Source organism: Pseudomonas sp. NY15435, assembly GCF_048068295.1.
Taxonomy (GTDB): domain Bacteria; phylum Pseudomonadota; class Gammaproteobacteria; order Pseudomonadales; family Pseudomonadaceae; genus Pseudomonas.
The window spans coordinates 49,000-71,014 of the sequence record NZ_JBLUQA010000004.1; the positions used below are offsets into that span (position 1 = coordinate 49,000).

Below are 22,015 nucleotides of genomic sequence, written 5' to 3' on the forward strand. Positions count from 1 at the left end.
CACGAATGCGGCCGCAAGGATTCCAGGCAAAGGGAGGTCGCCCGGTCTTCGCGATGCGAAACCGATTTCGTCAGCTGATTCGTTCCGTGAGTATTCAGCGTGTGGTGTCTGGACTGGCGGCTTGTTGAAGCACGCGCGTCGCACACCGATTGCACGAGCGGATTGCCCGACTCGTCAGATGACAGGAGCCCACCGATGGCAGCCCCCTGTTGTTATGCCGCTGCACCGAAGGGTGAACACTGGCCATGATCTGCGTCAGTGCGACTCAGCGATTTGGGGGTAGGAAATGGACGGCGGGTATTACAAAGCATTTCAGAAACGCCTTTCAAGGCCCATTCCGCCCATTTTTAACAAGATATTTTCTCAGCTCGAGAAACAGTCCCGCCTGAAATCGCTCAGAAAACGATCAACTCCTACCAATGGCGCAAGGTTTCCCCTCGCTGCCAGGGGCTTGCACGCGCGTGCCACACGACTGTGTCAGAACCGTGAAACACGGGGCTTCCAGCCCATCACCAAGAGGGCATCAGGAGGTGCCAACGCCTTTGGCAAAGACCTTGCCATGATGGGGATCAAGAACCGTTGCGAAAGAAGCGTTAACGCCTTGCGCACCCTGCGACACATCGACGCACTGGAATTTTTGCAAGACTGAAAGTCATTCAATTTGTGACGACAGTACCCGGAGAATCAGATCGATCCCACGACATGCTCGTATGGTTCCAGGGACGAACTCGGCTGCCATGGCCGCCGAGACGGCCATGGCAGGAAGATGAAATACCCGGGGCGAAAACGCTCCCGACACCGAGCGCTGTCGATCAGTAGCTGGAGGCTTCGTGCCCGGGCGCCAGCCAGGCCATCAGACCGCTGGTCTCGGCACGAATGCGCAGATCGGAGGTGACCGAGTTGTAGTAGGTATCCGACGCTTCGAGCTGGTGGGAGTAGTACTCGTTCTCGGCGATCAGCACATCCAGCAGGGTGCGCTTGCCCAAGTGGTACCACTGGTCATAGAACATCTTGCGGACCCGATCGGACTCGGTGAGCAAGTCCTTGTAGTCGGCCGCCCGGGCGGCCGACAGATCACGCTGCTGGGCCAGGTTGCGAATGGTGTACTCCGACTCACGACGGGTCGCTTCCATTTTCTGCTCCGCCGCGCTGGCCCGCGAGTAGGCCGCACGCTGCGCCGCCGATGCCGAACCACCGGTGAAGGCCGTCCACTCCACAGCAAGGCCCGTCGACCAGGGCACATCGTTGTTCATCATGTTGCCACCGGCACTGCGCCCGAGGACCCAGTTCAGCTTCGGCATGCGCGAGGACTTCACCGAGTCCGCGTTGGCCAGCGCCGCCTCCTGCTCCCAGCGTGCCTGGCGAATCGCCGGCACATCCGACAACTGAGCCAGCGCCTGATCCAACGGCATAGGAGTCCAGTCCCATTTCGCATTGGCCGGCACCGTTACGTCTTCGCCGACCAGTCTGGCCAGGGTGGTTTTCACTTCCTCGAGCTTGGCTTGCACCGTGTCACGCGCGGTCTCCGCCTGCAGGAGGCGCGAGCGAGCCTGCACTGCCTCACTGGCTCGACCGGGGTCCACCTGGGCGATTTTCGACAGCATGTCCACCAACTCACGCATGCGGGTCACGTACTGGTCACTGATCTCCAGCGCCTGTTGCTGGTGAGCCAACTCCACCACGGCCGACGCCGTGTTGTACGCAACGGTGACCTCCGACTGCGCCATCGCTTCCTGCTGCGCATTCGCGGTTTTCTCACGGCTATCGATGGTGTGGCCGATGGTGCCGAAGTCATAGATCGGCGTAGTCATTTGCACGGTGGTGCTGCCGCTGTTGTCGTACTGGTCGCTCTTCTTGCTCTGCCAGGACTTCGAGGCCGCGCTGACCTGGACCTGCGGCCAGCGTGCGCCCTTGGCCTGGTCCACATCACCTTTGGCAGCCTGCCAGTTGGCATCGGCCTGCTTCATCTCCGGGCTGATCTGCAACGCGGTGCTGACCATCTGGCGCAGGTACGCCAACGAGGCCTCGGAGCTTCCTAGGCTGGGGGCGGAAACACTGCTGCCTGAGCCGAACGAAGTACCAACGCCGACACCTATCGGCACACTCAGGTCCAGCTTGGGCTCGGCGACTTGCTTCATCGGCCTGGCCGGAGCAACGGACGCAGTTGCCAGGGTTACGTTCGCGCTTTCGACAAGCGGAGCAGCGCTCGAGGGCGTGGCGACAACCACAGCTGCCGGGGCCAGTTCGGCAGCCTGAGTCGATCTCGGCGCGGAGTAGAAGGTCAACGTGTCGCTGAAGCCATCAGCAGAAGCATCGGCGAGGCCTGCCAGCGACGACATCGCAATGACCAGAGCCGGGCGACAGATACACCATCGGTGATTATTGAATGGGTGGAAGCTGAATGTACGGCTGCTCATTGCATTATCTCTCTCGGAAGGCCTCACGCGCCTTGAGCGCGGGTTTGAGGATGTAGTCCAGGATGGTTTTCTCCCCGGTACGCATCTCGACCGTCGCGGTCATACCGGGGATGATCGGGAAGTGTTTGTCGCCGCGAGTGAGCTCGGCCTGGTCGGTGCGAATCAGTACGCGGTAATAGGTGTCCGGCTTGCCCTGCTGGCGGGCGCGGTCGTCGTCCTTGATGGTGTCCGGGCTGATGAGCTCGACCTTGCCGCTGAGGCCGCCGTAGATCGCGAAGTCGTAGGCGGAAATCTTCACGGTGGCCTCCAGCCCGGGGCGCAGGAATGCCACGTCGGAGGGCAGGATCTTGGCTTCCACCAGCAGCTTGTCCTCCAGCGGGACGATTTCCATGATGTCCTGGCCCTGCTGGATGACGCCGCCGATGGTGTTGACGCGCACGTTCTTCACGATGCCCTTCAAGGGAGCCATCAGCGTGGTGCGTTTCATCACATCCTCGCGCCCCGCCGCGCTCTCCACCGACTGCGCGAGCTCACTTTCGACGCGGGTCAGTTCGGCGTTGGCGTCAGAGCGGTACTTGTTACGGCGCTCGCTGATCTGCAGGTTGAACTCGTTGGCCTGGCGTTTCATGCGCAGGATTTCGACGTCGGAGATCAGGCCTTGCTTGGCCAGGCGCTCCGAGACGGCCAGTTCACCGTTCGCCAGTGACAGGCTCTTCTGCAGCCCCGAAATGCCCTCGTCCAGAGCTTGTTTACGGGCGTTGTAAGCCTCGGTCTCGGCACTGACGATCGACGGCACGGCGATCACATCCGCAGGGAACACCAGCGGCTGACCGTAGGCCTCCGAGCGCAGGCGGGCGAGCTGCCCCTTCAGCGCCAGGGCTTTCGACTGCGCCTCGCGATAGGAGGCGCCGGCACGGGTCGGGTCGATCTTCAGCAGGACCTGCCCGGCCTCCACCACATCGCCCTCGCGCACGTTCATCTGCTCGAGGATGCCGCCTTCCAGGCTCTGGATAACCTGCTCGCGACTGGACGGGATCACCCGGCCCTCGCCCTTGGTGATTTCTTCCACCCGAGCGAAATAGGCCCAGATGAGCAGACCGAAGAACACCGCGGCGATCAGCAACAGCACCACCATGCTCGCGGTGGTCTTCTGGGCGATCAGCGCTGCCTGCAGGTCCGAGACATAGGCAATGTCGTTGTCGCGCAGCCGTGCGACTTCTTTCGAGTAAGGAGAAACGTTCGTGGTCGCTACGGCCTTTTTGGGCTGAGCGACGGCGGGCACCGTTGCCGGCTTGGTTGGAGTATCGGTCATGAGGGTTTACCTGGCGGCGGCCGGAGCCTTGCCCGGCGCCGTGGAGTTGTTGGCCTGCAGGGCGCGCAGCACTTCGCCCTTCGGGCCGTCGGCGACGATCTGGCCGGCATCGATAACTATCAGTCGCTCGATCTGCTCCAGCACCGAGAAGCGGTGCGTCACCACCACCAGCGTGCAGCCCCGGGTAGCGGTCTCCAGGCGTTGCAGGAACTGGCGTTCGGTCTGCATATCCATGCCGCTGGTAGGCTCGTCCAGCAGCAGCACCTGGGGATGCAACAACAGGGAGCGCGCCAGGGCGACGAGCTGCCGTTGACCACCGGAAAGCGCCTGGCCCATTTCCCCCACCGGGCGGTCGAAGCCTTGCGGATGACCCGCGACAATGGCGTCCAGGCCGGTCAGGCGCATCACATGCAGCACTTCCTCGCTGGTCGCAGACGGGTTGCCGATCAGCAGGTTGTCACGCAGTGAACCGAAGAACAGTCGCGCATCCTGGCCAACGAAACCGACCGTGGAATTCCAGTCCGCCGGGTCGATCTGCTCGGCATCGATGCCGTTGACCAGCAGTTGGCCTTCCACCGGCTGGTAGAGGCGAGCCATGACCCTCAGCAGCGTGGATTTTCCGCTGCCGATACTGCCGACAATGGCAACGCGCTCGCCGTGCTTGATGCTCAGGTTGATGTTGTTCAGCACGGTCGGCCGCGGTTGCATCGGCGGAGCCGGATAGGAGAATTTCAGCTTGCGCAACGACAGCGTCGCGTTCTTCGGCGCGTCCAGATAACGGCGGCTGTTGTCGCGAACCGTGGGAATTTCCATCAACTGATTCAGCGAGTTCAGCGCGGTCTTGGCCTGCTGGTAACGCACGGCCAGGCCCACGGCACTGGCCAGCGGCGCAAGCGCGCGGCCACTGAGCAACACCATGCCGACCAAGGCGCCCTGGGTCATGTCGCCATCACCGATGCGATACACGCCCCACAAGACCAGGACCACCGTGGTCATCTGAGTGATCAGCGAAACCGAGTTGGCGGCCAAGTTCGACAGGGATTTGGTCTTGATCGACGAAGCCGCCAGTTGCGCGCTGAAATCTTCCCAGCGACGCAGCATGCTGCCCTCGGCGTGTGTCGCCTTGAGCGTCTCGACACCCTCGATCGCCTCGATCAGCAGGCCGTGTTTCTGCGAGGCCTCGCGAAGGTTCTCCTTCATGTAGCGCGATAGCGGCAACTGGATGTAGGCACACACGCCGAGCAGGACAAACATCGACCCCAGCGGCACCATCGCCAGTGGGCCGCCGATGAGGAACAGCACCAAGACGAACAGAGTGCAGAACGGCAGGTCCGCCAGGGTCGCCAGGGATGCCGAGGTGATGAAGTCACGCACCGACTCGAACTCGCGGAACTGGTTGGCGAAGGAGCCGGCGGACGGCGGCTTGTGCTCCAGTCGCACCTCCAGCAACTGACGGAACAGCTTCGCGCCGAGGATCAGGTCGGCCTTCTTGCCGGCAGTATCGATCAGGTAGGCGCGAACCTGGCGCGAGGTGAATTCGAAGGCGATCGCCATCACTACACCCGCCGCCAAAGACCAAAGCGTCACATAGGCCTGGTTGGGCACGACGCGGTCATAGACGTTCATGATGAAGAAGGTGCTGGCCAGCGCCAGGATGTTGATCAGCACGGTCGCCAGCGCACCGCTGTAGTAAAAGCGGCGGTAGTTCCACAGGGTGGAGAACAGCCAGTGGCCCTTGCTCTCCCCGCGCGGAATTTCGGTGCGCGCATCCGGCGCCGCCTTGGGCCGCACCAGCAGCGCGTAGCCCAGGTAATTCTCCTGCAGCTCTTCCGCACTCAGGGTGATGGTGCCGCCGCCAGCTTCGGGGATGATCAGGTCGAATTCTTCACCCCGGCGGGCCACCAGGATACGGGCTTCGCCATTGCGGAACAGCAGCATCAGCGGGAACAGGTAGGAGGACAGCTCGGCCGGGCGTCGCTTCACCCAGCCCGCCCCGATACCGGCCTGTTCGAGCATGCGCACCACCAGGCTGGGTCTCAGGCGCTGATCGCGCGGCAATCCGGCATAAAGAGACTCAAGGCTCGCTGGTCGCTTGAAGTGCGCGCAGAACCAGCGCACACCGGCCAACAGACTGTCGCTGTCGGAAGCAACGCCCAGGTCGACAACGGCCTCGGGCGTTAAAGAGGGATTCATGGGCACACCTTCAGGGACCAGGGAGGAAAAACTGTCCGCATGGTAGAAATGCGCCGTTTCCGGCGGCATCGGAAAAGACTGATTGGACTGGGGTACCTTTCCCTCACCTGCCTGGGGCAATGCGGGGTGTGCGGTCTCAAGGGGGGATAAGAGAGAGGCCAGCGCGAGGGGGCAGGGATACAGCGAGAAAAGATCCCGCCAGAACCGTGCCGCGATGGCACGTCCCGGCGGGATCAGGCGGGAGATGGAAAGTGAGTTGGATCAGTTGCCCGCGGTGTTCTGGATGATCAGCTCAACGCGGCGGTTCGGCGCGTTACAGGCAATATTCTGGCTGCGCGCCCCGGAGTTGCACTGCACCACCGGCTCGGAGCTGCCGCGACCGCTGGCATGCACCAGTTGGCTCTGTACACCGCTATCCAGCAGCGCGGCGCGTACCGTCTCGGCGCGCTGCTCGGACAAGCGCAGGTTCGCTTGAGCTTTACCAATCGGGTCGGCGTGGCCCACCACTTCGATGCTGGTGATGTTCTCTTGCTTCTGATTGATCTCTTCGACTACCTGACGCAGCTGGGCATGACCTTCGGGTGTCAGGTCGTTGTAGCCGCTCTTGCCAAACTTGAACAACACGTCGCTGCGCAGGCTCAGCTTGGTCTGGGTCTGGCACGGCACCACGGAAGCGGCACGGCTGATCACATGAATCTGCCGGCGCATGCCCTGCAGGCTCTGCTCGGCGTCCTGACCGCTGTGCACGATCGGGGTGCTCTGGTTCGGGACGACTGGCGTTTCCAGAACATAGGTGCGGCCGCCGTCGAATTTCGCGTAGCTCTGCGGATTGCGCTTGCCGGTGTATAGCGGCTCATCGCCGATATAGGACTCTACCGAGTGCTCGCCTGCAGGCGTGCAGAACACGGTATAGCCTCCAGGCATGAGAGCGCTGTGCAGTTGGCCGTCGATGTAAACGTGGGCGGCATTCTTGCCGTCGTCGTGGCCACGGAACATCACGATCTGGGCCTGCTGGGCGATGACGGATTCTGTCCGCTGGTAAGTCTCGCCATAGATCTTCTGATTAAGCTCGAAGGCCATGCTTTGCGGAGCATGGACAGCGGCCATCACAGCCAGGGCTGCCAGCGTCAGGGACCACTGGCGCTTGATAGACGATTTCATTGTCAAAACTCTCTGGTTGGCGTCGCCCGGTGGGCGACGCGCAGGAATTGGGATGGACGACGGGAGACGGGACGCAGGTCCCATCTCCCCTTCAAGGCCATGATTAGACGAGGGTGCTGGTCACCGCCTGCTTGATCAGAATCTCAGCATCCAGGTTGCTGTAGCTGTAGACGTTGTAAGTCTCGCCACCGATGGATGCCGTACCCGCACTCTGCCAGACGCCAGGCGCGGTACCGTGATCATGCAGGTTGGATAGCTCCACCCGATCTCCCGCATCACCATCGACCATTACCTGGACCTTGCCATCGGCACGGAACAGGTTGGTTTCGCCCAGGTTCAACACGTCGTTGAGGGATATCTTCAGCGTGTTGTCGCCGGTGCCGGTGATGTCGAACTTCTCGATGCTGGCGATCTTGCCTTGGTCGTGGTCGCCGATGAGCCTGGTCAGGTCAAGGACCTGATTTGCACCGGTCAACTTCAGCGTGTCGAGACCCGCGCTGCCGTGGATGTGCGCGCCGTCCTGGGCAAAGTACGCCACTGGGTCGACAGCCATCGAGATGATGTCGCCGCCGGACAATATCGACGAGGAAACGTGGGTCACATAGGTGCCGCCTTGGTCACCCGTGATCTCGATTCTGCCAATGTTGTTGCTGCTCGACTCGTAGGAGAACGACTGGATGTCGTAGGTACCGATGGGGTTGAGCATCTGGACAGTATCCAGCACGGTTCCGTCGGTACTGTAGACCGTCATTACAGCTGCATTCCCGGTCCCTGGCTCGATACCAGTGACGCCGATCTCGACTGTGGAGCGTGCCGTGTCGAAGGTGATAACCGCCGTCTTGTCCGCAGCCACGAACATTGAACCGCTCGTGGCGTTGGCCCACATGTTGCCGCTCGATGCCGTCTTGGTGGCAGTGCCGGTGACAGTAAAGGTCCCACTGGTGCTGTGATAGCTAGCCAAGGACGTACCATCGCTGAAGGATTGCACAGCAAAGGATTGACCCTGCCACGAGAGCTCTTTCGTTGCATTGGCCCCGTCGTAGTATGTCTCCCAACCATGGTCAACCAGACTCTGGCCGGACGATGCCGACGTCGCCAAGGTGGTAGTGAAGTTGTCCAGCAACGTACCGTTCTTGTCCTGGTAGACCACCGCTTTGCCAATGTTCATCCCTTCCGGCGCGGTATAGGACACTTGCTCATAGTTGTAGGTCGAGCCGCCGTTGTTCACGACATAACGGTCGAAGATCAAGGCGCCATTGGTGTCGTAGACCTCCAGCCGGGAGCCGTTGTTGGCGATGGCCTGCTGGGTTTCCAGGCCCCACAGGTTGTAGGAGATGGACTGCACTGGCTGGTCGAAGGTGAAGATCGCTGCCGAGTTGCTGATCGCGCCGGTGCCGGTACCGATGTAAAGGTATGAGCCATCCAGGTTGTGCTCGACGTCACTGCGTACCGATACAGTGCCCTGCGATGTCAACGTGAAGTGCCCCTCATCGCTGTGATAGCCAGTGCCCGAGGTAGCCTTGCCAACTTCATTGGTAAATGTGTCGTTGTAGCCAGGCACGTGATGGACCTGAGAGAACTTCAGGGTATCAAGAACGACACCGCCTCCGGCCGCGCCCGAGCTGTTCACACCATCGCCATAGATCATCACTTTGCCGATGTCCGTACCAACCGGTGCGGTGAAGCTGTATTTCGCCGAGGCGCTGACACCACCACTTCCGTCAGCCAGGACATTCGAATCGGAAAGGACATTACCCTCGGTGTCGTAAACCACCACGCGCGAGCCACCCGAGGTGTTCTGCAGCGAGCTAATGTTGACAGAGAAGCTATCCACCGCCGTGGTGAAGTTGATCTGCGCATAGTTGGTGGTTGCGCCACTCGACGGGTTATCGAAGTACAGGCCGTCGTTACCCGAAGCGGTCGCAGCAAGGTGAGTAAGGGTGCCGTTGGAGGTGATGGTAATGCCACCGCCCTGGTAGACCGTTTGCGAGCCAAAGGTGGTGACGTTGCGGTTCAGGTCATCGATAGCCAGCGTCTCCCAACCCTGGCTGTGAACCTGGAACGCCGAACTCGGCAAGCTCACCTGCCCCTGCGGGGTGACAATTTGAGCGGTGACCGCGAAGTCCCACTGGCCGCCCTGGGTAGTGGTCTGCTGGGTTGGAACATTGGCCGTCACAGTGCCCGACGCGATGTCGCCAGCGGTCAGAACCTGATCATAGGTAGTGTCGCCCCAGACGATGTGCAAGGTGTCGCCCGCCTTGGCGTTGGTACCGGCCAGGGAGACGTTTACATCGCTACCGTCGGCCGCCTTGTCCGTGGTGTATGCGCCGACAGCATCCGGAATACCGGTGATTGTCGGCGCACCGCCTGCCGCGCCCAGTAAGGTCACGTTCTGGCTGGCCACATCGGTCTGCACCACACTGCCATCCACAACACGGGCCTGGATAGTCCAGTTACCGGTGTGTGCGCCGGTGTCTACGGCAGTCCAGTTCAGGTTGTTCGTGGCAGCGTCTTTCCAGGTAGCGCCGCCATCGAAGGAAACCTGAACCTTCTGATTGCCGGTCAGTGCCTGCGCAACGGTGCCGTACACACCACGTCCAGCCCCACCATCCTGGGTGATGAAATCGCCGGAGTGCGCCATGTCGTTGGCCGAGTCCTTGCTCATGCCGGTGATGAACACCGCGTTCAGCTGGACCTGATACGAATGACTGGCAGTGATGTCGCCCGCGTTACCCGCCGCATCATGCGCCACAAGGGTCGCATCGATCTGGCGGGTGCTGTCGGCCACCAGCACAGAACCCGGAATAGCCACGCTCCAAGTGCCATCCGCGCTTACATCGGCGCTGTAGGAGGAGCCATCGAGCACAAAGCTGACCTTGTCGCCGGCAATGAACTCACCGGTCACCTTGCCGCTGATGGTGACATTGCCAGCTGCTTCGACGGAATCGACGATGTCATCGCCTGCTACCGCATTGATGGTCAACTGGGTACTGGCCGAGTCTGGCGGGGTTGTGTCGATGATGACCGGATACGACTGCGAAGGCTCGCTGATATTGCCCGCCGGGTCTTCTGCCCTGGCAGTGAAATCATGCGCGCCTTGGTCCAATGCCTTGCCCGCCGGGACTTCGAACGACCAGGTGCCATCGTCGTTGGCAACGACGGTGCTGCCCAGTTCAGTCTCGCCATCGAACACATGGATGATGTCGCCCTTCTCGGCGCCGCCACCGGAAATCACCGGCGTGGTGTCGTTGGTCGAACCGTCCTTCGGTACGTCGATCAGGTGCGCCGGGTCATCGTTGTTGACGATGGAGTCGATGGTCGGGGCGCTCGGTGCGGTCGTGTCGATGTGGATCGGGTACGGCTGCGACGGTGCGCTCTGGTTGCCAGCAGGATCTTCAGCAACCACGGTGATGTCGTGCTCACCCTCGTCCAGGGCCTTGTCGGCCGGGACTTCAAACGACCAGTTGCCTTCAGGATCAACTACGGCGGTGCCGATCTCGGTGCCATTGTCGATCACGTGGATGGTGTCGCCCGGTACGGCGCCGCCACCGGAGATTACCGGCGTGGTGTCGTTGGTCGAACCGTCCTTCGGTACGTCGATCAGATGCGCCGGATCATCGTTGTCGACGACGGAGTCGATGGTCGGGGCACCTGGGATGTCGGTGCTGATGTTGACCGGGTAAGACTGCGAAGGCTCGCTGATATTGCCCGCCGGATCTTCTGCCTTGGCGGTGAAATCATGCGCGCCTTGGTCCAGTGCCTTGCCAGCCGGGACTTCGAACGACCAGGTGCCATCGTCGTTGGCAACGACGGCGCTGCCCAGTTCGGTCTCGCCATCGAACACATGGATGATGTCGCCCTTCTCGGCGCCGCCACCGGAGATTACCGGCGTGGTGTCGTTGGTCGAACCATCCTTCGGTACGTCGATCAGGTGTGCCGGGTCATCGTTGTCGACGACGGAATCGATGGTCGGGGCGCTCGGTGCGGTCGTGTCGATGTGGATCGGGTACGGCTGCGACGGTGCGCTCTGGTTGCCAGCAGGATCTTCAGCAACCACGGTGATGTCGTGCTCACCCTCGTCCAGGGCCTTGTCGGCCGGGACTTCAAACGACCAGTTGCCTTCAGGATCAACTACGGCGGTGCCGATCTCGGTCCCATTGTCGTTCACGTGAATGGTGTCGCCCGGTACGGCGCCGCCACCGGAAATTACCGGCGTGGTGTCGTTGGTCGAACCATCCTTCGGTACGTCGATCAGGTGCGCCGGATCATCGTTGTCGACGACGGAGTCGATGGTCGGGGCACCTGGGATGTCGGTGCTGATGTTGACCGGGTAAGACTGCGAAGGCTCGCTGATATTGCCCGCCGGGTCTTCTGCCCTGGCAGTGAAATCATGCGCGCCTTGGTCCAGGGCTTTGCCAGCCGGGACTTCGAACGACCAGGTGCCATCGTCGTTGGCAACGACGGTGCTGCCCAGTTCAGTCTCGCCATCGAACACATGGACGATGTCGCCCTTCTCGGCCCCGCCACCGGAAATCACCGGGGTGGTGTCGTTGGTCGAACCGTCCTTCGGTACATCGATCAGGTGTGCCGGATCATCGTTGTCGACGACGGAGTCGATGGTCGGAGCGTTCGGGGCGGTCGTGTCGATATGAATCGGGTACGGCTGCGACGGCTCACTCTGGTTGCCAGCAGGATCTTCAGCGACCACGGTGATGTCGTGTTCACCCTCGTCCAGGGCCTTGTCGGCCGGGACTTCGAATGACCAGTTGCCTTCAGGATCAACCACGGCAGTACCGATCTCAGTGCCATTGTCGCTCACGTGAATGGTGTCGCCCGGTACGGCGCCGCCACCGGAAATGACCGGCGTGGTGTCGTTGGTCGAACCGTCCTTCGGTACATCGATCAGGTGTGCCGGGTCATCGTTGTTGACGACGGAGTCGATGGTTGGAGCGGTCGGTGCGGTCGTGTCGATGTGAATCGGATACGGCTGCGACGGTGCGCTCTGGTTGCCAGCAGGATCTTCGGCGACCACGGTGATGTCGTGCTCACCCTCGTCCAGGGCCTTGTCGGCCGGGACTTCGAACGACCAGTTGCCTTCAGGATCAACCACGGCAGTACCGATCTCGGTGCCATTGTCGTTCACGTGAATGGTGTCGCCCGGTACGGCGCCGCCACCGGAAATGACCGGCGTGGTGTCGTTGGTCGAACCGTCCTTCGGTACGTCGATCAGGTGTGCCGGGTCATCGTTGTTGACGACGGAGTCGATGGTTGGAGCGGTCGGTGCGGTCGTGTCGATGTGAATCGGATACGGCTGCGACGGTGCGCTCTGGTTGCCAGCAGGATCTTCGGCGACCACGGTGATGTCGTGCTCACCCTCGTCCAGGGCCTTGTCGGCCGGGACTTCGAACGACCAGCTACCTTCAGGATCGACCACCGCAGTGCCGATCTCGGTGCCATTGTCGATCACGTGAATGGTGTCGCCCGGTACAGCACCGCCACCAGAAATCACCGGCGTGGTGTCGTTGGTCGAACCGTCCTTCGGTACGTCGATCAGGTGTGCTGGATCATCGTTGTTGACGACGGAGTCGATGGTCGGAGCGCTCGGTGCGGTCGTGTCGATGTGGATCGGGTACGGCTGCGACGGTGCGCTCTGGTTGCCAGCAGGATCTTCGGCGACCACGGTGATGTCGTGCTCACCCTCGTCCAGGGCCTTGTCGGCCGGGACTTCGAACGACCAGCTACCTTCAGGATCGACCACCGCAGTGCCGATCTCGGTGCCATTGTCGATCACGTGAATGGTGTCGCCCGGTACAGCACCGCCACCGGAAATTACCGGCGTGGTGTCGTTGGTCGAACCATCCTTCGGTACGTCGATCAGGTGCGCCGGATCATCGTTGTCGACGACGGAGTCGATGGTCGGGGCACCTGGGATGTCGGTGCTGATGTTGACCGGGTAAGACTGCGAAGGCTCGCTGATATTGCCCGCCGGGTCTTCTGCCTTGGCAGTGAAATCATGCGCGCCTTGGTCCAGTGCCTTGCCAGCCGGGACTTCGAACGACCAGGTGCCATCGTCGTTGGCAACGACGGTGCTGCCCAGTTCAGTCTCGCCATCGAACACATGGATGATGGCGCCCTTCTCGGCGCCGCCACCGGAGATTACCGGGGTGGTGTCGTTGGTCGAACCATCCTTCGGTACGTCGATCAGGTGCGCCGGGTCATCGTTGTCGACGACGGAGTCGATGGTCGGAGCGTTCGGTGCGGTCGTGTCGATATGAATCGGATACGGCTGCGACGGTGCGCTCTGGTTGCCAGCAGGATCTTCGGCGACCACGGTGATGTCGTGCTCACCCTCGTCCAGGGCCTTGTCGGCCGGGACTTCGAACGACCAACTGCCCTGAGGATCGACCACTGCAGTGCCGATCTCGGTGCCATTGTCGATCACGTGAATGGTGTCGCCCGGTACAGCACCGCCACCGGAAATCACCGGCGTGGTGTCGTTGGTCGAACCGTCCTTCGGTACGTCGATCAGGTGCGCCGGGTCATCGTTGTCGACGACGGAGTCGATGGTCGGGGCACTCGGAGCGATGGATTCGATCACGATCGGCAGAACACCAGGCTCGCTCTGGTTGCCCGCAGGGTCGGTGACAACGACGCTGATGTCGTTGTTGCCTTCAGGCAGTGGCTGGGTCGGCGTCACCGACCAGTCACCGTTCTCGTCGGCCTTGGCGTGGATTTCTTCACCGGTCGGGAAGGTGACGGTCACGTCAGAGCCCGGCTCGGTCTTGCCATCGATGGTCGGTGTGGTGTCGCTGGTGATGTTGTCGCCCTTTACGCCCGAATCGGACGCAGGATCGAGCCAGGCCTCCGGTGCAGCCGGAGCCTGTGTGTCGATGACCACGCTGACGGTAGTCGGCTCGCTCTGGTTACCGGCCAGGTCGGTAGCGACGACGGTGATGTCGTTGCTCCCTTCGGCCAGCGGCTGGGTCGGGGTCACGGACCAGTTGCCGTCATCGTCAGCCGTGGCGGTGACGATTTCGCCGGTCGGGAAGGTGACGGTGATCTCCGCACCCGGCTCGGTCTTGCCATCGATGGTCGGCATGTTGTCGTTGGTGATGTCATCACCCTTGATGCCCGAGTCGGACGACGGGTCCAGCTTGGCCTCGGGCGCAGTCGGGGCGACGGTGTCGACCACCACGGTAATGACCGCCGGCTCGCTTTGGTTGCCCGCCGCGTCGGTAGCAATGATGGTGATGTCGTTGTTGCCTTCAGGCAGCGGCTGGGTCGGGGTTACCGACCAGTCGCCATTCTCGTCGGCCTTGGTATGGATCTCTTCACCCGTGGGGAAAGTAACGGTCACGTCAGCGCCGGGTTCGGTCTTGCCGTCGATGATCGGCAGGGTGTCGCTGGTGATGTCGTCGCCTTTGATGCCGGTGTCCGAAGCCGGGTCCAACTGGACCTCCTGAGCTGTCGGGGCAATGGTGTCGATGATGAGCGGAATGACGATCGCGGTCTGATTGCCGGCCGGGTCCTGTTCGATCACCTGAATATCATTGCTGCCTTCCGGCAGCGGCTGGGTCGGAGCGGGAGCGACCCAATCACCATTGGCGTCCACGGTGGTGGTCACGGTCTCCCCGGTCGGGAAGACGATGATGATGGTGTCGCCCGGCTCACCCTTGCCATGGATGGTCGGGATATCGTCGTTGCTGTAGGTGTTGTCGCCGTCGGTCTTGGCGCCTTCGATCTCCGCGCTCGGCGCGGCCGGCGGCGTGGTGTCGACCACGATGTCGACGATGTTGATCGGTGCGCTAGGTTTCTCGCCCGGCAACTGCTGGGTGATATCGATGCTGTGCGCGCCGTCGGCGAGATCAGGTGTGAACGACCAGGTACCATCCGCCGCTACGATAGCGGTGCCGATTTCCTGGCCATTGTCGTAAACATGAATGGTCGCGCCAGGAATGCCGTTGCCGGATATCTCCGGGTGCGCATCATCAGTAACGTCACCGTTGTGCAACTGGCCCTGGATGGGGCCGACATCGTCAGTGGCGACTGTGTTGGCCGGCGCGCCCGTGGTGTGGGTTTTGTGGCTATCCTGCCGGTTGTGGTGGATGATCGCCGCGGTCGCAGCACCGACGCCAGCCAGCGCGGCCAGCCAGGGCCACAGGGCGAAGCCTGCTGCGTCAACGAGTCCGTTCGCCAGATAAGGGGCGCCATCGGCCAGGGCATCACCGCCCAGCGCAATGGAGGCTGATTCGCCGTCCGCCACCAGCAATTGGCCGTAGAAGCCCTCGCCGTCGGTACGTACGTACGCGTACAGCTGGCCATCCTCAGCCACACCGTACAGTTGGCTATCCATGCCTTCGGCGAAGAAGTTCGCGATCGTCAGATCGGGCTTGTCACTGCCCTCGAAGAAGACCTGCAGGTCCTTACCAGCGCGTTTGACCGTGACGTTTTCGGGAGCGATGTCACTGCCATCAGCCTGGAGAAGATACTTGGTACCTGACTCCGCCTTGATCTTCCCACCGGCCTTGACCGCAACCTTCCTGGCTGCGTTTTCGGTGACGGCGACAAGACCGATATTTTCAATTGCCATTTAACAGCCCACCTCAGGGAACACGGTTTGTGAGGTGGAAAGCTTAATTTTCTACTGGAGGCAAGAAGATCAGTCCGATCCGAGCTCTGGAGCGGTTTTTCTGGTCTATATCAAGGACATCCGTAGGAATCTCCAAGTTACCTGAGAGAAAGCAGGCACGGAAATGAAGGAAAAAGCGAAGGTCTGACGAATTGAACTGATGGGACCGGCCGGCGCTGATATCGCAAACCAAGAAGAAAAACCGTCACAGCGGTTGAACTATCCGCCATGCCATGAGCGAAATCCCATTGAAAGCTCAAAAAAAAAAACCCACCTGAAAAGGTGGGTTTCTTCCGAAGCGAGTTATTTTTCGCTTCAGTACCTGTAGGGAACAGGTACTTTAATATGGTGGGTCGTGTAGGATTCGAACCTACGACCAATTGGTTAAAAGCCAACTGCTCTACCGACTGAGCTAACGACCCAAATGTTGGTCGGGGTAGGGGGATTCGAACTCCCGACATCTTGCTCCCAAAGCAAGCGCGCTACCGGACTGCGCTATACCCCGTTTGAAAGTTGGCTCCGCGACCTGGACTCGAACCAGGGACCCAATGATTAACAGTCATTTGCTCTACCGACTGAGCTATCGCGGAACGACAAGCCTTTCAATCTCCTCCACTTCGCTTCCGGCTTCACCGGAATCCCGTATCAGAGGCGCGCCATTTTACGTATATCGAAACGCCTGTCAACACTCTGATCCAAAAAGTTTTTCTCTGCTTTGCAGGTGGCCGGACAGGTTGCTATATCTGCATGGAAAAACACGAGTGATCCACCGCGGGTGTAAACGGAAAGATCACGCACAGGATGGCCATGAGCACCAAGGACACCCCACCGCCCTCCCCAATCGCCAGCCGGGTCATTCAGCCCCGCTTCGGCGAACTGGTGCAGGGCTGCCGTCAGCTGGCGATGAATCACCTCGCCGAGCTACTGGGAAATGTTTTCGCCCAGGTGGACGACACGCTCTTCGAATGCGCCGAGAAAGCCGAGAACAACCAGGTCCAGGCGCTGTTCTTCGACGCCATGCGCGAAGTCCGTCGCGAACGGCCGAACCTCGAGCGCTTCTACCACCAGCGCATTGCCCAGGGCCTGAGCGACTTCCTCGAAGGCAAACTGCCCCTCGTGGAACCGCTGGACGAACTGGACATGGACCAGTTGACCCTGGTCGGCAACGACGAATATGAAGAGACGCTGCTGGTGACCAACATGGTCAACCAGGTGCGCGCCCACTGCGCCCAACTGCTATTCGCCCTGGATCAACGCCTGGCGCTGCTCAACAACGGCAGCAAGCTTGGGGAGGATCGAAACCCCTTTGGCCCGCAAGCCATTGCCCAGGCGTTCCGCGACACCCTGGCGCGCAGTGTCTTCCCACTGCGGATCAAGACCATCCTTTATGTGCTGTTCGATCAGCAGGTCATGCAGCACCTGCAGCCGTTATATGAACAGCTGAACAAGCGACTGGCCGACGCCGGCATCCTGCCGAACCTGAAATACCGCCCACAGGGTCAACGCTCGGCGGCTCCGCCTGCCCACCGCCCGGCCGCCGTGGAAACACACTCTGCCACGACAGACGGCATGACAGCGTCGGCGCCTGCCTATAGCTCCGGCGATCTGCCGGATATGCCGCCCGGCGACCGTAACGCCCTGTTCGATGGCCTCGCCGTGCTGCTCGCCGAGCACCGCCGGCGCGGGAACAAGGCCACGCTGTTCGGCAATACCCAGAGCATTGTCAGCTTCGGGCCGAACTCGGCCACGACGACCTACAGCGCCAATGAGCTGCTGGAGGCGCTGAACCGGCTACAGCGCGAGTCCGCCAATGAACTGGCCCAGCGACTTCGCCAGCCACAGCCGGTCGACGCACTGAAAGCCGACCTGCAACGCCAGCTCGAAGCCGGCAGCGCGCAGCCGACCAATACTCGGCTGACCGAACAGGAGGCCGACGTCATCGATCTGGTGGGCATGGTCTTCGACTTCATCCTCGACGACGAGAACCTGCCTGACAACTGCAAGACCACCCTCTCCCACCTGCACACGCCCTTCCTCAAGGTGGCGCTGCTGGACAAGCAGCTGTTCACCCAGCATCACCACCCCGCGCGCAAGCTGCTCAACGCCATGGCCCAGGCCGGCGTGCTCTACGGCGGCGAAGGCGAGGAGCGCGCGCTGCTGGCGAAGATGCACTGGGTGGTCGAGCGAGTGATCCAGGATTTCGTCGGCGACCTTGCGCTGTTCGATACCCTCCTGGGTGAGTTCAACGAGTACGTTGCCAACCTACGGCAGAAAGTCGAGCTGCGCGAGCGCCGCGCCATGGAGGCTGCCCGCGGCCGCGATCGCCTTCTGGCCGCACGGGAGCACGCGCTCGACGCCATCGCTAAGGTGACCCATAACCGCGATCTGCCGGAGTTGGTACGCAATTTCCTGGAAATGAGCTGGTGCGACGCTCTCACCTTCATCGTGCTGCGCAGTGGTGAACACAGCGACGAATGGAGGCGTGCCTGCGAGGTCGGTGAGCAACTGGCCTGGAGCGTGACACCACTGGACGCCGCTGGTCGCGATCATCTGCAGGCGATCCGCCTGGCCCTGCTGGAAGAGTTGCGCAAAGGTCTGGAAGTTCTGGGCGGCTACCACGAGGACGGCATCCGCCGGCTGCTGCAGGATCTGGTCGCCTGCCAACGCGCGATCCAGGCGCAACAGCCGCAGATCGCTGCGCAGCTCAAGCAGGAGCTGCCGGAAAGCCCGCTGGGCGCGATGCTCGGTGCCGAGGGGCACACCCTGGTCAAGCCCAACGGCGGGGAGCTGTCCGAGCGCGCGCGAACCCTGATGAAAGAGCTGAGCCACCTGGAGTTCGGCACCTGGTTCGAGTTCAGCGATACCACGCCGGCCCGCCGCCTCAAGCTTTCGTGGTTCAGCCCGACCACGCGCAACTACATGTTCGTCGACCACACCGGACAGCGGGTGGCGGTCAAACCGATAGTGCAGTTGGCCCAGGAGATGGAAGCGGGCAAGGTCCGCCTGGTGCCGACAGAACAATCTGCCCCGCTGATGGATCGCGCCTTGAATGCGATTTACCGGGTCCTGCAACGCTTTACTTCCGGGCGCAGCCCGGCACAGACCTGAAGGAGCAGTCGATGGGAGAACGTCGCCAGCATAGCCGGCAACAGACCGGGCTGACCGTGGAAGTCTTCGACCGCCACTCCGGGCGCAGCCTTGGCCGCCTCGCCGACCTGTCCGCCGAGGGCTTCATGCTCTGCGGCGTGGAAGTGCCCGAAGCCGATTCCGTCTGGGACTGCCGGCTCGTACCGGCGCCGCCGCTGGACGAGATCGGCGAGGTCCACCTGGGTGCAGACTGCCTGTGGAGCCGCGCCGGCGCCGATGGCCAACTGGGCTGGGCTGGCTTCCACATCATCGATATCGCCGAGGATCAGGCCGAGCTGATCGAGCAATTGCTGGTCATGCTGAGAGGTGGCGACCAGTCCAGCTGAGCATTTGCAGGAGCGAGTCTGCCGGCGAACCGAGCCCCACTTCGGAGGCTGTTCGCGAGCAAGCTCGCTCCTACGAAGAGCCCAAGGAAAAGCCCGCCAATTGGCGGGCTTTTTCGTGGAGCGCGGATCAGGCGAAGACGATCTCGTCGTTCTCGACCTTGGCATGGATTTTCGCGCCAGGGTTGAACTTGCCGGCCAGGATCATCTGCGCCAGCGGGTTCTCGATCCAGCGCTGGATTGCGCGCTTGAGCGGCCGCGCGCCATACACAGGGTCGAAGCCGACGGCGATCAGCTTGTCCATCGCCTCATCACTCAGGTCCAGGCTCAGCTCTCGCTCAGCCAGGCGTTTGCGCAGGCGGCCCATCTGAATCTGGGCGATGCCGGCGATCTGCTCGCGGGCCAGCGGCTCGAAGACCACCACCTCATCGATCCGGTTGATGAATTCCGGGCGGAAGTGCGCATTCACCGCATCCATGACGGCAGCGTGCTGGGCTTCGCGGTCGCCCACCAGTTCCTGGATCTGCGCCGACCCCAGGTTCGAGGTCATCACCACCACGGTGTTGCGGAAGTCCACGGTACGACCATGGCTGTCGGTCAGGCGACCGTCTTCCAGCACCTGCAGCAGCACGTTGAAAACGTCCGGATGGGCCTTCTCGACCTCGTCCAGCAGCACCACAGAGTAAGGCTTGCGGCGCACAGCTTCGGTCAGGTAGCCGCCTTCTTCATAGCCGACGTAGCCCGGAGGCGCACCGATCAGGCGAGCCACGGAGTGTTTCTCCATGAACTCGGACATGTCGATGCGCACCAGCGCCTCCTCGGTATCGAAGAGGAACTCGGCCAGGGCCTTGCACAGCTCGGTTTTGCCCACGCCGGTCGGGCCGAGGAAGAGGAACGAGCCGCTGGGGCGATTCGGGTCCGCGAGGCCGGCACGGGAACGACGCACAGCGTTGGAAACGGCCACCACGGCCTCATGCTGGCCGATGACGCGCTTGTGCAGCTCATCTTCCATGCGCAGCAGCTTCTCGCGCTCGCCTTCGAGCATCTTGGACACCGGAATACCCGTCCATTTGGCAACGACTTCGGCGATTTCCTCGTCGGTCACCTTGTTGCGCAGCAGTTGCTTCTCGGTCTGGCCGTGCTGGTCGACCATCTGCAGGCTGCGCTCCAGATCTGGAATGGTCTGGTACTGGATGCGAGCCATGGTTTCCAGGTCGCCCTTGCGCCGCGCGGTTTCCATTTCCTGCTTGGCCTGCTCGATCTTCTGCTGGATCTGCGCGGAACCCTGGACCTCGGCTTTCTCCGATTTCCAGATTTCCTCGAGGTCGGCGTACTCGCGCTCGAGCTTGGCGATGTCTTCTTCCAGCTTGGCAAGACGCTTCTTGGTGGCCTCGTCGTCTTCCTTCTTCAGCGCTTCGCGCTCGATTTTCAGCTGGATCAGGCGGCGATCCAGGCGATCGAGTTCCTCCGGCTTGGAGTCGATCTCCATGCGGATGCGGCTGGCGGCCTCGTCGATCAGGTCGATGGCCTTGTCCGGCAGTTGGCGGTCAGTGATATAGCGGTGGCTGAGCTTGGCCGCGGCAATGATCGCGCCGTCGGTGATGGTGACACCGTGGTGCACCTCATAGCGCTCTTTCAGGCCACGCAGGATGGCGATGGTGTCTTCCTCGCTCGGCTCATCCACCAGGACCTTCTGGAAGCGGCGCTCCAGAGCGGCGTCCTTCTCGATGTACTGGCGGTATTCATCCAGCGTAGTGGCACCCACGCAGTGCAGTTCGCCTCGGGCCAGGGCCGGCTTGAGCATGTTGCCGGCGTCCATGGCGCCCTCGGCCTTGCCGGCACCGACCATGGTATGCAGTTCGTCGATGAACAGGATGATCCGGCCTTCCTGCTTGGACAGCTCGTTGAGCACGGCTTTCAGGCGCTCTTCGAACTCGCCGCGGAACTTGGCGCCAGCGATCAACGCGCCCATGTCCAGCGCCAGCAGGCGCTTGTCCTTCAGGCCGTCGGGCACTTCGCCGTTGACGATGCGCTGGGCCAGACCTTCGACGATGGCAGTCTTGCCGACGCCGGGCTCGCCGATCAGCACGGGGTTGTTCTTGGTGCGGCGCTGCAGGACCTGGATGGTCCGGCGGATTTCGTCATCACGGCCGATCACCGGGTCGAGCTTGCCGTCCTCGGCGCGCTTGGTCATGTCGACGGTGTATTTGTCCAGTGCCTGACGAGATTCCTCGGCATTGGGGTCGTTCACCGCTTCACCGCCGCGCAGGTTTGCCACGGCGTTTTCCAGGGCCTTCTTGGACACGCCCTGGCCGGTCAGCAATTTGCCCAGCTTGGTGCTGTCATCCATGGCGGCGAGCAAAACGAGCTCGCTGGAGATGAACTGATCGCCCTTCTGCTGGGCCAGACGGTCCGCCTGGTTGAGCAGGCGCGCCAGATCCTGCGACAGGTTCACGTCGCCGGTGGGGTTCTGGATCTTCGGCAGCGTGTCCATCTCCTTATTAAGAGAGGAACGCAGCGCGGGAATATCGAAGCCGACCTGCATCAGCAGGGGCTTGATGGAGCCGCCCTGCTGATCGATCAGCGCGGATAGCAGGTGCACCGGCTCGATGGCCGGGTGGTCATGTCCAACGGCCAGGGACTGGGCATCGGAGAGTGCAAGCTGGAGCTTGCTGGTCAAACGGTCGATTCGCATGAGGGTCGTCCTTCCTTTCTATAGCGGGCCGGAGCGATGAGTGCCCCTGGTCACGACAAAGCCCGCCGGGATGCCAGATAGATAAGGACGATTTTGGTCGGTTCAAGCCATTTGGCCATGACACCCGTCAGTTTGTGC

8 protein-coding genes and 3 tRNA genes are annotated in these 22,015 nt (G+C 61.8%); 2 read left to right on the top strand and 9 right to left on the bottom strand.

The window, feature by feature from the left end:
* Positions 1-812 precede the first annotated feature (812 nt).
* The 8 genes from ACNFH5_RS10520 to ACNFH5_RS10555 form a co-directional block, all read right to left on the bottom strand.
* The gene (locus ACNFH5_RS10520) at positions 813-2,138 is read right to left on the bottom strand and encodes a TolC family protein (RefSeq protein ID WP_416745749.1); all 1,326 of its coding nucleotides are present in this window, start codon (positions 2,136-2,138) and stop codon (positions 813-815) included.
* A 283-nt stretch (positions 2,139-2,421) separates the two neighbouring features.
* Positions 2,422-3,729, bottom strand: coding sequence for an HlyD family type I secretion periplasmic adaptor subunit (locus tag ACNFH5_RS10525; RefSeq protein WP_416745751.1), 1,308 nt, complete (start codon positions 3,727-3,729; stop codon positions 2,422-2,424).
* Between the two features lie 6 nt (positions 3,730-3,735).
* Positions 3,736-5,922, bottom strand: a complete 2,187-nt coding sequence (locus tag ACNFH5_RS10530) for a type I secretion system permease/ATPase (RefSeq protein ID WP_416745753.1) — start codon at positions 5,920-5,922, stop codon at positions 3,736-3,738.
* Between the two features lie 261 nt (positions 5,923-6,183).
* Complete coding sequence (locus ACNFH5_RS10535; protein WP_416745755.1) at positions 6,184-7,083, bottom strand: OmpA family protein; 900 nt, start codon at positions 7,081-7,083, stop codon at positions 6,184-6,186.
* A gap of 103 nt (positions 7,084-7,186) precedes the next feature.
* Positions 7,187-15,673 carry an Ig-like domain-containing protein gene (locus ACNFH5_RS10540; RefSeq protein ID WP_416745757.1) on the bottom strand — a complete coding sequence of 2,829 codons (8,487 nt, stop codon included), beginning with the start codon at positions 15,671-15,673 and terminating at the stop codon, positions 7,187-7,189.
* 385 nt (positions 15,674-16,058) lie between these two features.
* Positions 16,059-16,134 (bottom strand) — tRNA-Lys (locus ACNFH5_RS10545).
* A gap of 6 nt (positions 16,135-16,140) precedes the next feature.
* Positions 16,141-16,217: transfer RNA gene (locus tag ACNFH5_RS10550), tRNA-Pro, on the bottom strand.
* 9 nt (positions 16,218-16,226) lie between these two features.
* Positions 16,227-16,302 (bottom strand) — tRNA-Asn (locus ACNFH5_RS10555).
* A gap of 217 nt (positions 16,303-16,519) precedes the next feature.
* On the opposite strand from ACNFH5_RS10555, the gene ACNFH5_RS10560 reads away from it, so the two are divergent.
* Both ACNFH5_RS10560 and ACNFH5_RS10565 read left to right on the top strand, forming a co-directional pair.
* Positions 16,520-18,820 carry a DUF1631 domain-containing protein gene (locus tag ACNFH5_RS10560; protein WP_416745759.1) on the top strand — a complete coding sequence of 767 codons (2,301 nt, stop codon included), beginning with the start codon at positions 16,520-16,522 and terminating at the stop codon, positions 18,818-18,820.
* 11 nt (positions 18,821-18,831) lie between these two features.
* Entirely contained in the window at positions 18,832-19,185 is a 354-nt protein-coding gene (locus ACNFH5_RS10565; protein ID WP_416745761.1) for a PilZ domain-containing protein, read from the top strand.
* A 127-nt stretch (positions 19,186-19,312) separates the two neighbouring features.
* Here ACNFH5_RS10565 and clpB read toward each other — a convergent pair whose 3' ends face one another.
* Positions 19,313-21,877: an ATP-dependent chaperone ClpB gene (gene clpB / locus ACNFH5_RS10570; RefSeq protein ID WP_416745763.1), complete on the bottom strand. Its 2,565-nt coding sequence runs from the start codon at positions 21,875-21,877 to the stop codon at positions 19,313-19,315.
* Between the last annotated feature and the right edge of the window lie 138 nt (positions 21,878-22,015).